Origin of the sequence: Proteus sp. TSJ240517 (genome assembly GCF_047921575.1) — a bacterium.
Lineage (GTDB): Bacteria > Pseudomonadota > Gammaproteobacteria > Enterobacterales > Enterobacteriaceae > Proteus.
The window spans coordinates 317,026-329,541 of record NZ_JBLRMH010000001.1; the positions used below are offsets into that span (position 1 = coordinate 317,026).

The window sequence follows — 12,516 nt, forward strand, 5'->3', positions numbered from 1 at the left end:
ATTGGAGTGCTATAACTATGATGACAACAGAACAAGGCCAAAAATTAATGTTGGCACAACAACTTCCTAAAGAGGCAATTGCACTCGTTTTAGCGGGAGGTCGTGGTACACGCTTAAAAGCATTGACTTCAAAACGTGCAAAACCGGCGGTTTTCTTTGGTGGGAAATTTCGAATTATTGACTTTACGCTATCAAACTGTCTTAACTCAGGAATTCGTCGTATTGGTGTAATCACCCAATATCAATCGCACTCTTTGGTTCAACATATTCAACGTGGTTGGTCATTCTTTAACGAAGATATGAATGAGTTCGTTGATTTATTACCCGCTCAGCAACGTCGTAATACCGAACATTGGTATATGGGTACAGCTGATGCTATCTATCAAAACCTCGATATTCTTCGTAGTTACAAAGCAAAATATGTCGTGATTTTAGCTGGCGACCATATTTATAAAATGAACTATGCGCGTTTATTACTTGATCACGTTGAAAACAAATCAAAATTCACCGTAGCTTGTATTCGTGTTCCTAAAGAAGATGCATTCCAATTTGGTATTATGGATATCGATGAAAATCGTAGAGTGCTCAATTTCTTAGAAAAACCATCAAACCCACCTTGTATTCCTGATGATCCAGAACACTCATTAGCAAGTATGGGTATTTATGTGGTAGATAGAGATTATCTCTTTGATTTATTGGAAGAAGATAGCAGCGATCCAAATTCACATCATGACTTTGGCCAAGATATCATTCCTAAGATCACAGAACGTGGTGATGTTCTTGCCCACCCATTTGAACTCTCTTGTGTCAGCTCAGATCCTTCAGTACCACCATACTGGCGCGATGTAGGTACTATTGAAGCATATTGGGCAGCTAATCTCGACTTAGCCTCTGTAACACCAGAGCTTGATATGTATGCGAAAGATTGGCCAATCCGCACCTTTATGACACCTTTACCACCAGCCAAGTTTGTTCAAGATAATCATGGTGAACATGGACAAATGATGAACTCGCTGATTGCTGACGGCTGTATTATCAATGGTTCAACGCTCTATTCATCTATTCTATTCCCATTAGTTCGTGTTGAATCTTTCTGCCATATTGAAGATTCTGTGATTTTACCTGATGTGACGGTGAGCCATCATTGCTACTTAAAACGCTGCATTATTGAACGTAGCTGTACAATTCCAGAAGGCACAGTGATTGGGATGAATGCAGAAGAAGATGCTGCGCGTTTCCACCGCACTGAAGAAGGCATCGTGCTTATAACAAGAGAAATGCTTGAGCAACTAGCACGTAAAGAAAAAGAAAATCCAACTGAAACAAGTGCAGAACAAAAACCTCAAAATGAGGAGGCATTTTCGTGAATGTCCTTCACTGTTGTTCTGAATTATTCCCTCTGCTAAAAACAGGGGGATTAGCTGATGTTATGGGCTCTTTGCCTTTAGCTCAGAAAAAAATAGGCTTAGATGCGCGGGTGGTTATTCCCGCGTTTCCTGCTATCAAAGATAATATTCCCGATCTCAAATTAGTGACTAATATCGATACGTTTGCAGGTAATGTTTCTCTGCTTTACGGACAATACCACGGTGTTGATATTTATCTTATTGATGCACCTCATCTTTATCAACGTACAGGTAGTCCTTATCACGATCAACATCAACATCCTTATGGTGATAATGTTTTTCGTTTTGCCCTGTTAGGTTGGGTGGCAAGTGAGCTATCAGCGGGATTAGATCCCTTATGGCGAGCGGATGTTGTTCATGCTCATGATTGGCATGCAGGACTAGCTTGTGCTTATCTCGCGGTTAAACATTACTCCGCAAAATCTGTTTTTACTGTTCATAATCTGGCTTATAAAGGCGAGTTTTCACCCTATCATCTGCATCAGCTTGAATTACCTGATTACAGTTTTTCAATTAATGGGCTGGAATATTACGGGCAAATTTCATTCCTAAAAGCAGGTCTTTTTTATGCTAACCATATTACGACAGTCAGCCCAACTTATGCCAAAGAGATAACCACTCACGAATTTGGTTACGGTTTAGAGGGATTATTACGCCAACGCGCTTATGAACAGCGATTAAGTGGCATCTTAAATGGTATTGATGAGGCCGTTTGGGATCCTGCAACAGACGGCTTAATTACGCGTCGTTACGATGTTAAAAACCTGAATAAGCGTTTAGAAAATAAAACCGCATTACAGAAAAAATGTGGTTTACCTGTTAACAATAGCGCCCCTCTTTTTGCAGCTGTCAGTCGTTTAACTTCGCAAAAAGGGCTCGATTTAGTGATTGAAACGCTCCCTGATATCGTTGAACAAGGCGGTCAGTTTATTTTATTAGGTACTGGCGATAGTCACCTTGAAGCGGCATTTTTACATGCACAACAACAGTATCCGCAAAATGTAGCGGTACATATTGGCTATGACGAGAGTTTTTCACACCAAGTTGTCGCAGGTGCTGATGTGATTATGGTGCCTAGTCGTTTTGAACCTTGTGGGTTAACTCAGTTATATGGCTTGAAATATGGAGCCCTACCTTTAGTAAGACACACAGGTGGATTAGCCGATACGGTTAATGATTGTTCATTAGAAAATTTAGCGCATCACCAAGCGACTGGTTTTGTTTTCTATGAAGCGACTCCTGACTCTCTGCGTCAAGCTATAAACCGAGCCTTTACCTTATGGGGTATGCCTAAACAGTGGCAACAAGCTCAAACTGATGGCATGACTCAAACTATTTTTAGTTGGGAAACCGCGGCAAAAACGTATGCGACACTGTATCAAAATTTATAGACATGAAGTCTATTTGAACCAGTGGATAACAAAAAGAGATTTATAATGAAAAATTTATGTGAATTTGATTATTTATCACCCGATAAGGATATTGAATCATTAAAGCGTTCCATTGTTTATAAACTTATGTTTATCGTTGGTACGTCGCCAAAATATGCAACACCAACAGATTGGTTAAATGCAACCTCTTACGCTATTAGAGACCGTTTAGTAGAGCGTTGGTTAAAATCGACCAAAGCAGAGCTTTCACCGAAAGTAAAACAAGTTTATTACATTTCGATGGAGTTTCTCATGGGGCGTTTTTTGACAAACGCCATGCTCTCTTTAGGTGTTTATCACGAAGTCAAAGAGGCATTAAAAGAGTTAGGTCTTGATCTTGAAAAACAAATCGAACTCGAGCCCGATCCAGGTTTAGGTAATGGGGGTTTAGGTCGATTGGCTGCATGCTTCCTTGATTCTTGTGCCACACTAGGTTATCCCGTTACAGGTTATGGTGTTCGTTATGAATACGGAATGTTCCGCCAACAAATTAAAAATGGCGAACAACATGAAGTTGCGGATAACTGGCTTGAAAAAGGTAATCCTTGGGAATTCCCTCGTCATGATCTGCAATTTGAAGTCGATTTTGGCGGACGTTTGCAACAAGAAGGTGAGAAAAATTATTGGGTCGATACCTTTAATGTTATGGCACAACCTTATGATTCTATTGTTCCTGGTTATAACACCCAAGCGACAGATACCATTCGTTTGTGGTCAGCCAAATCAAATGTTGCGTTTAACTTAGGTAAATTTAATAAAGGTGAATATCTAGAAGCAACAGAAGCAAAAGATCGCTCTGAAAATATCTCTCGTATTCTCTATCCTGATGATTCAACAATGTCAGGTAAAATGTTGCGTTTACAGCAAGAATATTTCTTAGTGAGTGCTTCTGTTCAAGATATTTTGCAACGTCATTATCATCTGCATCAACGCTTTGATAATTTAAAAGATTTTATTGCAATTCATCTTAATGATACTCACCCTGTTCTTGCTATTCCTGAGTTAATGCGTCAGCTGATTGATAATCATGGATTTAGCTGGGATGAGGCATGGGAACAAACTATTCATATATTCTCATACACCAACCATACATTAATGGGTGAAGCATTAGAGACTTGGCCTGTTGACATGCTAGGCCGTTCGCTTCCTCGCCATTTACAAATCATTTTCCAAATCAATGATAAATTCTTGAAACAAGTTAGAGCACAATTCCCTAACGATAACGATTTATTGCGTCGTGTTTCTATTATTGATGAAGAGAATGGCCGTAATGTTCGTATGGCATGGTTAGCGGTTATTATTAGTCATCAGGTTAATGGTGTTTCTGAACTTCATAGCCAACTAATGGTGCAATCTTTATTTGCTGATTTTGCGATGATCTATCCTAAGAAATTCTGCAATATTACCAATGGGATCACACCACGTCGTTGGTTGGCATTAGCAAACCCTTCTCTCTCTAAAGTAATTGATAGCCATATTGGTACAAACTGGCGAACTAATTTAGAGCAATTGGGTGAATTAATGCCATTGGTAAAAGATAAAAATTTCTTGCACCAATTAAAAGATTCAAAACGTATCAATAAACAAAATCTTGCTCAGATCATTAAGGAAGATTTAAAGATTGATATTAATCCTGATGCACTGTTTGATGTACAAATCAAACGTATTCATGAATATAAACGTCAACTTCTGAATGTGTTAGGTATTATCACTCGTTATAATCGCATTTTAGAAAATCCAGAGAAAAACTGGGTACCTCGCGTATTTATTTTTGGCGGTAAGGCTGCTTCAGCCTATTATAATGCGAAGAAAATTATCAATCTTATCAACGATATTGCAAGTAAGATTAATAATGACGAGCGTATTAAAGATAAACTAAAAGTGATCTTTATTCCTAATTACGGCGTAAGTTTAGCGCAACATATTATCCCTGCGGCAGATTTATCTGAACAAATATCATTAGCAGGAACAGAAGCTTCTGGTACAGGAAATATGAAATTTGCCCTAAATGGTGCATTAACCATCGGTACACTTGATGGCGCGAATATTGAAATTGGCGAACATGTTGGTTTCGATAATATGTTTATCTTTGGCCACAATGCACAAGAAGTGGCGGAATTAAGACAGCGTTATTCCCCTCGTCGTTATTACGATGAAGATATTGAGTTACACACTGTGCTTAATCAAATCGCTAATGGTTTCTTTAACCCAACGGATCCTGATAAGTACAAATCAATTTTCGATAGCTTAATTGAATTTGGCGATCATTATCAGGTATTAGCCGATTATCGTAGTTATGTTGATACTCAAGATAGTGTTGATGTTCTCTATCAAGATGAAGATGCTTGGTTGAGAAAATCTGCGTTAAATATCTGCCAAATGGGTTATTTTTCTGCGGATCGTGCGGTAACAGAATATATGCAACGAATTTGGAAAGCTTCTGCGATTACATTGTAAAAACTAAGCTAAACTTCTAAGGTCAGAACAGTAACCGCGCTTTATTGTGCGGTTTTTGCTTTTATCGTTTAAGACAAAATTCTTTTTATTTTTAGCATTAGCACCATTAATGGCGATTTATACAGCGTGGAAAATAACACGTTGTTCTTATTAAACCTTATACTTAATATTATAAAAAAGTAGTGATATGTTTTTACCTGTTTCTTATTAGATTTATTTGTTTTATTTATGAAAGATTTTATCATTTATTCTGTCAAAATTTCCTTTAATGACAAAAGGAGTTTTTATGAAAAATATTTCCAATAGCTTTGTAATTAAAAAGCAAAATACAGGAGCTTTTTTTAATGACTATAATTTAAAAGGTTATACGAAACTTTTTAATAATATTAAAGATATTAAAAACACCCCTTTAAAAGACATATCTTGTGGTTGTAATGGAAAAAAGGTTAGTATAAATATTGCAGAAATTAGTCGTGAATTACTATCAAAAATACTAAAACTTTATACACCCACCAAAATATCCTCTTACAAAATTAATACCGAAAACAGAGAAAAATCAATAAAATTATTAAATAAAGCTTATGGAAAAATAGATGAATATATTTCAGACTGGTGGGAAAATGAAATAAAAATTTTTCCTTCTTCAAGAATTAATCGAGAAATTGACAATCTATATCATGATGAAAAATTTATTATGAACAAAGAGACTAAAAAAATTTTATTTTTTTTAATTTCTAAAAAATTTAATCTAGATTTAGATAATAATGCGGCTCAAAGCACGATAATCCAACATTTACAAGATATCCCTGAAGTTGTAAAAGCAATAGATGAATTAGGAATTGCTAATGATTCACATTCAAAATATGAAACTTATTGTTTAATAGCTGAATATATTTACAATATTTTATCAGAAAATAAAGTTGATTTTTCTAAAATAAAAGATGCAGTGAAAGAAATCGCTGAACGAAATTTAGTTACTCCTGAAGATAAATTAGCTTCTCCTTATTCTACGCGTACTCTTATTTTTTTATAAAAAAGTAAACTATTGATCTAATGATAGACATTATGTATAACCAGATGTACATTTTATCTAACTTAAGTGAAATAGGAAAACACAATGACCTCACATCTTATCCAACAAAATATTGAAGCACTCTCTTTACCTGGTGGGCATTACTCTCATGTCGTGACTGCAAACAATATGTCGTTTATTTCAGGGTTATTACCCTTAGATAAACAAGGTAAACCTTTAGCAGACAAACCTGTTGAAGTACAAATCACACAAGTCCTTGAAAATTTACAAGCTTGCCTTATCGGAATAAATGCAAAGAAAACCGATATTGCTCAAGTTAAAGTCTATGTGACAGATATTAATGAATGGCCTATCGTTAATGAGTTATATGCAAAATGGATTGGCGAGCATAGACCAGCAAGATTAGTGGCGGGTGTAAAAGAGCTACATTTTGGGAGTAAAATTGAAATTGAAGCCGTTGTTATTAAGGAATAATCTTATGAATAAGTTACTTGCTCCCACTTATAAAGATGTTACTGAAGCTCATCAACGCATTCTGCCATATCTGAATAAAACACCGGTTTTAACCTCTCGCACTATTAATGAGCTAACAGGGGCGCAATTTTATTTTAAATGTGAAAACTTTCAGCGAATGGGTGCATTTAAATTTCGTGGTGCGATGAATGCGTTATCTCAATTTACCGCAGAACAACGTAAAAATGGTGTCGTGACTTTCTCATCAGGCAACCATGCACAAGCTATAGCTTTATCGGCAAAGCTATTAGGTATTCCTGCAACAATTATCATGCCTGAAGATGCACCAAAGGCAAAAATGGAAGCCACAAAAGGCTATCGTGGTCGCGTGATCACCTATAACCGTTATACAGAAGATCGTGAAGAAATTGGGCAACAACTGGCACAAAAGGAAGGCCTAACATTAATTCCACCTTACGATCATCCTCATATTATTGCTGGACAAGGTACTGCGGCAAAAGAGCTGTTTGATGAAGTGGGTGCATTAGATATGCTATTTGTTCCATTAGGTGGTGGTGGCTTACTTTCTGGCTCTTTATTATCAACCAAAGCTCTCTCACCAGATTGTAAAATATTTGGCGTGGAGCCTTTAGCCGGAAATGACGGACAACAATCATTACGCAAAGGCGAAATCATTCATATTGATACACCGAAAACAATTGCAGACGGTGCGCAAACTCAGCACTTAGGCAATTATACTTTTGAGATTATTCGTAACCATGTGAACGATATTTTAACGGCAACAGATGAAGAATTAATTTTGGCTATGCAGTTTTACGCTCAGCGAATGAAAATAATTGTAGAGCCAACTGGCTGTTTAAGTTTAGCGGCTGCTCGTCAATTTGGAGATAAGTTAAAAAGAAAAAAAATTGGTATTATTATCAGCGGTGGCAATGTCGATATCGCGCAATATGGTCTATTTTTAGCGCAATAAACTTGCATGTTCTAATATGAAAAAAAGCAGTATAGAAAAACCTATACTGCTTAAAAACACCAACATACAACCAATCAACTAAAATAACGGGGGCGTTTGTTTAACAAATTTTAATTAAGTGAAAAAGTGATACCTGCTTTTTTACATAATTGAGTCAGATTTTCTTTTAATTGTTGATTTTCTTCAGGCAATAAATCGAGTTGTGGCAAACGCATATGACCACCTTCTAAACCACGCATGGTTAATGCCGATTTAAATATTGCCATATTCGCGCCAGACTTAAGTGCATCACTAAATTTCACACAAAATTGTTGCCACTGTTTCGCTTCTTGGTAATTACCTGCGATATAAGCTTTATACATATTTACAAAAGGCTCAGGGAATACGCAAGCACAACCAGAAACCGTACCGTCACAGCCCGCATCTAATAAACCTAGGAATAATTTATCGTAGCCATGAAGGACGGAAAAATTATCGGCTACAGCAAGGTAGCTTAATGTTGTATTGTTATCAGCAAAACTGTATTTAATACCAATTACATTTTTACACTGTTGTTGTACTTTTGCCGCTAATTCAGGTTTTATATTATTTGCCGCACATTGCGGAATGTTATACAGATAAACAGGGAAATTATCCGGCACACTATTTGCCACTGTCACAAAATAGTTTTCTAATTCTCTGTCTGTCACACCAAAAAATTGTGGCGTCACCACACCAATACCATCGGCACCAATTTCAACTGCGTGTTTGGCTAATTCAATGGTTTCAGTTAATGTCATTGCACCAACATGAATAAAGACAGGTAAACGTTTATTCGCTGTTTCAACAACGGTTTTCGCAACATTTTTACGTTCTAATGCAGATAAACGCAACATCTCACCCGTTGTGCCACAAGGATAAAGGCAATCAACGCCCTTGGTTACTAGCATTTCAGTTAATGCAGATAACGCTTTAATATCTACTTGATCGTTCGAATCAAACGGAGTAACCATTGCCACTGTAACGCCAAATAATTTTTTCATATAAAGACCTTTATTAAATCAGATTGCTTCAACAATAACTTTAATTGCCAACATACCCGGATCATCTAAACCAATAGATTTTTCTGGGAACATACGGGCTCGACCTAATAAATTAGGTTTTTGGCGAAATTCATTAAGCGTACTATCGACGCTTTGTAAGGCTGCTGCTTTTAAACTATCGATAGCTAAAGTTGGTTTTAGCGCTTCAGATAAATGGTAAAGAATATCGAGTACGGATTTTTGCCCTAACTCCCCTTTTCCCCTTGCCATCATGCTTTGGTATGCAATAGTTAATAGCGATGAAATGTCGGAGGACGATATTTCTTGAAGTTGGTTTTCTTTGCAGTATTTGGCCATTGCCATAAAAGCGGTTGCTTGCAATGTACCAAAAGAAGAAGCACAGGCTTTTTGTAATGATTTACTGCATTGGAAAAGTGCTTTGCTTAGATCTTCAGGCCAATCTTGTGAATCATCTGCAATTTGTCGCCAGCCTTTTTGCATGGTGATCCCTAAATCCCCATCACCTAGACGACTATCTGCTTCACATAGCATTGATTGAGATTGCTCGCAAGCAATAGCGATACGGATCACCGCTTGTTTGAGCATATCAAGCGTAATATTCATCGCTATACCCTCCAGAATGCACAATGAGCCGGTGCATTCATCAAGGCTTCTAGCTCATCATCCAATTTGCATAATGTTAAACTTGCACCGGTCATTTCCATGGATGTGGCATAACGTCCAACTAACGGATGCACAATTGTTGCACCTGTTTTATCAATCAGCTGTGCAATTTTGTTGTACAGAATATAAAGCTCTTCTAATGGTGTTGCGCCTAAAGAGTTAACTAATACAGAGACTTTATCTCCTGTTTTTAATGATAATTCTGTCTGTAAGCGATCAAACATCTCTTGTGCAATATCATCTGCGTTGCGTAATTTATCACGCCAAATTCCCGGTTCACCGTGAATACCCATCCCCATTTCCATTTCATCGTCACCAATTTCAAAAGTAGGATGTCCTACTGCGGGTAAGGTGCAAGATGTCAGCGCACAACCAATGGTTCGAGTATTTTCCATGGTTTTTTGAGCAACACGCGTGACTTCATCAAGTGTTGCACCTTCTTCGGCTTTGGCGCCCGCCATTTTAAAACCATAGATCATTCCAGCAACACCACGGCGTTTGTGCGCTTCTTCTGGTTTTGCTGAAGCCACATCGTCAGTAGCTAAAACGGTTGTACAACGAATATCATCTTCAAAATCGACAGTTTCGGTCGCCATATCAAAATTCATGATATCGCCACCATAATTGCCATAAAGTAACAATACACCTAAGCCACTGTTTGCTTCACGAATGGCATCTGCCATTAAATCGGCTGAAGGTGAAGCAAAAACATCGCCTACGGCGACTGCATCTAATAAGCCCTCACCGACATATCCTGTAAATACAGGTAAGTGACCCGACCCGCCACCCGTTACAATACCCACTTTGGGCTTATTGGCTTTTTTCGAACGAGTAATCAATCTTGGCTGTGGTTGACGATAAATATCACCATGAGCAAGGCATAAGCCTGCTAATGTTTCATCGACATAATTTTCTGGCTTATTTAATATTTTTTTCATGTGATCACCCGATATTTTTATTTATCTGCTGATTTTTATCATCTTAAAAAAATCATTTCGTTTATTTAAGATGAGTTTTCCCTGATACTTAAAAAGCATCTTTATTTAAATAATTGTTTATAAATAAACGAGGCTTTATTTAGCTTTAAACGCACCTCTAATTTGCATAATAACAATGAATAAAAACACACTGGCTAATATCATCGAAATAGGTCTATTAACAAAATTAATAAAATCACCATCTGACTTCATTAATGATGAAAGTAAATTCTTTTCTAACATTGGCCCTAAGATCATGCCCAAAATAATGGGTGATATTGGGAATTTTCGTTCTTGAAGGAAATAGCCGATAACACCCATTACTAACATAACAACAATAGAAGACATCGTATTAGTAATTGCGTAAGAGCCTACGAGACTAAATAAGATAATTGCTGGATAAATAATTGCATTATCAATAGCAACGATCTTCTTCAATAAATTGACAACAATAAAAGCAATCGGTAATAAAATTAAATTAGCAATAAAGAAAATAATAAAGACAGCATACAATTTATCAGGGTTGAATAAAAATAGTGTTGGTCCTGGTTGCATATCTTTCATATACAAGACACCGATAATAATTGCAGCAGCAGAATCGCCCGGAATTCCAAATACTAAAGATGGGATCCAACTTCCCGCTAAACTTGCATTATTACTTGCTGAAGCATCAACAATACCTTCTTCAGAACCATGACCATATTTTTCTGGGTTTTTAGAGAGTTTCTTTGAAACGGCATAAGAGATCCATGCCGCAATATCGGCACCCGCACCGGGTAAAGCACCAATTAATGTTCCTATTATTCCGCTACGGAAAATGCCGCCTTTACGCTGGCGAACAACACCACCAATCCCTTTAAAAATATTGTAAGAATTATTTTCAGCATTCACTTCACTTAGCGTGATTTGCTTTTCTTTCCAACGCTCAACGTAATATTTAATTGCACCGGAAATTGCAAATAATCCTATCATTGCTGGAATAAAACTTACACCTTGCATTAAAGAGACTTCACCGAAAGTAAAGCGTGCTTGCCCTGTAAATTCATCATAACCAATGGTGGATAATGCAATACCAAAGAACAGTGCTAATAAGCTTTTTCTAATATGTGAACCTGAAACAATAGTTGCACAGCTAAGCCCAATTAAAGACAACCACATATATTCATAAGAACTAAATTTTAAAGCAAACTCAGCTAAAACTGGCGCTGTTGACGCTAATATAATTGTACCAATAACGCCACCAATCACAGAGCTTGTTAACGACATACCTAATACACGGTTGGTGTTACCTTCTTTAACTAAGCTGTGTGCATCATTGGTATAAGCCGCTGATGCAGGCGTACCCGGGATATTTAATAAAGCACCAGGAATATCACCTGCAAATATAGAAGACGCGCCAACAGAAATCATTAAGGCTAATGCAGGAATGGGATCAAGAAAAAAAGTAAATGGCACCATTAATGCGATAGCCATTGTTGATGTTAATCCAGGAATTGCACCAACAAATAAGCCAAATAAACAAGCACCAATAACGACAAGTATTATTGTGTAATCAATATAAGCAAGTGCGCTAATTAATATATCCATACTGTTGTTCTCTATTTATGAAAATAGCTGAGGTAGCGGTACTAACAGTACAGCGGTAAATAAGTAATACACACCTAACACCACACTGGCTGAAATAATAAAACTGTATATAGGTTTTGTTGTTGCATACTTTATCATTAACGGGGCGGTAATAATTAATCCTGTTAAAATAAAACCTAGATAATCTGATACAAAAACATAAAAAAGAATAATTCCAATAATTAATAAAACAAATTTTATTTCATGCCATGAAACTAATGGAATATCACTTTCTTGATTGCGTGAAAATATATCTATTAATGAAAATATAATCATGCCACCGCCAATAATAGAAGGCATAAATGCGGCGCCATATTCACTAAAATCACCTAATGAATACGCACTATAAACAATAAGAAATAAACCAAAGCAGCAAAATATTAGCGATAGAATATGACGATTTAGCATAGGCATAAAAACGGCTGTTGTTCAGC

Annotated in this window: 11 protein-coding genes; 6 read left to right on the top strand and 5 right to left on the bottom strand. The window is 36.8% G+C overall.

The features are described 5' to 3' along the window. Positions 1-17 precede the first annotated feature (17 nt). From glgC to ACNARN_RS01545, 6 genes are all read left to right on the top strand, one after another. Positions 18-1,367, top strand: a complete 1,350-nt coding sequence (gene glgC, locus ACNARN_RS01520) for a glucose-1-phosphate adenylyltransferase (protein ID WP_416304049.1) — start codon at positions 18-20, stop codon at positions 1,365-1,367. Continuing rightward, complete coding sequence (gene glgA / locus ACNARN_RS01525; RefSeq protein ID WP_416304050.1) at positions 1,364-2,797, top strand: glycogen synthase GlgA; 1,434 nt, start codon at positions 1,364-1,366, stop codon at positions 2,795-2,797. The genes glgC and glgA overlap by 4 nt, the downstream gene beginning before the upstream one ends. A 45-nt stretch (positions 2,798-2,842) precedes the next feature. Then, positions 2,843-5,293 (top strand): glycogen/starch/alpha-glucan family phosphorylase, encoded by a 2,451-nt coding sequence (gene glgP / locus ACNARN_RS01530; protein WP_416304051.1) that lies wholly within the window; start codon positions 2,843-2,845, stop codon positions 5,291-5,293. Between the two features lie 286 nt (positions 5,294-5,579). After that, positions 5,580-6,326 carry a hypothetical protein gene (locus ACNARN_RS01535; protein ID WP_416304052.1) on the top strand — a complete coding sequence of 249 codons (747 nt, stop codon included), beginning with the start codon at positions 5,580-5,582 and terminating at the stop codon, positions 6,324-6,326. Between the two features lie 84 nt (positions 6,327-6,410). Next, the gene (locus ACNARN_RS01540) at positions 6,411-6,800 is read left to right on the top strand and encodes a RidA family protein (RefSeq protein ID WP_349443122.1); all 390 of its coding nucleotides are present in this window, start codon (positions 6,411-6,413) and stop codon (positions 6,798-6,800) included. A gap of 4 nt (positions 6,801-6,804) precedes the next feature. Continuing rightward, entirely contained in the window at positions 6,805-7,773 is a 969-nt protein-coding gene (locus tag ACNARN_RS01545) for a threo-3-hydroxy-L-aspartate ammonia-lyase (RefSeq protein ID WP_416304053.1), read from the top strand. Between the two features lie 110 nt (positions 7,774-7,883). Here ACNARN_RS01545 and ACNARN_RS01550 read toward each other — a convergent pair whose 3' ends face one another. The 5 genes from ACNARN_RS01550 to ACNARN_RS01570 form a co-directional block, all read right to left on the bottom strand. Continuing rightward, the gene (locus tag ACNARN_RS01550; RefSeq protein ID WP_198619496.1) at positions 7,884-8,795 is read right to left on the bottom strand and encodes a dihydrodipicolinate synthase family protein; all 912 of its coding nucleotides are present in this window, start codon (positions 8,793-8,795) and stop codon (positions 7,884-7,886) included. Between the two features lie 18 nt (positions 8,796-8,813). After that, positions 8,814-9,419: a DAK2 domain-containing protein gene (locus ACNARN_RS01555; RefSeq protein ID WP_368926730.1), complete on the bottom strand. Its 606-nt coding sequence runs from the start codon at positions 9,417-9,419 to the stop codon at positions 8,814-8,816. A gap of 2 nt (positions 9,420-9,421) precedes the next feature. Continuing rightward, on the bottom strand, positions 9,422-10,417 hold the full coding sequence (locus ACNARN_RS01560) for a dihydroxyacetone kinase subunit DhaK (RefSeq protein WP_416304054.1): 996 nt from the start codon (positions 10,415-10,417) through the stop codon (positions 9,422-9,424). Positions 10,418-10,552: 135 nt separating this feature from the next. After that, the gene (locus tag ACNARN_RS01565; RefSeq protein ID WP_416304055.1) at positions 10,553-12,043 is read right to left on the bottom strand and encodes a tripartite tricarboxylate transporter permease; all 1,491 of its coding nucleotides are present in this window, start codon (positions 12,041-12,043) and stop codon (positions 10,553-10,555) included. Positions 12,044-12,058: 15 nt separating this feature from the next. Continuing rightward, positions 12,059-12,496 carry a tripartite tricarboxylate transporter TctB family protein gene (locus ACNARN_RS01570; protein ID WP_102086692.1) on the bottom strand — a complete coding sequence of 146 codons (438 nt, stop codon included), beginning with the start codon at positions 12,494-12,496 and terminating at the stop codon, positions 12,059-12,061. Positions 12,497-12,516: the final 20 nt, after the last annotated feature.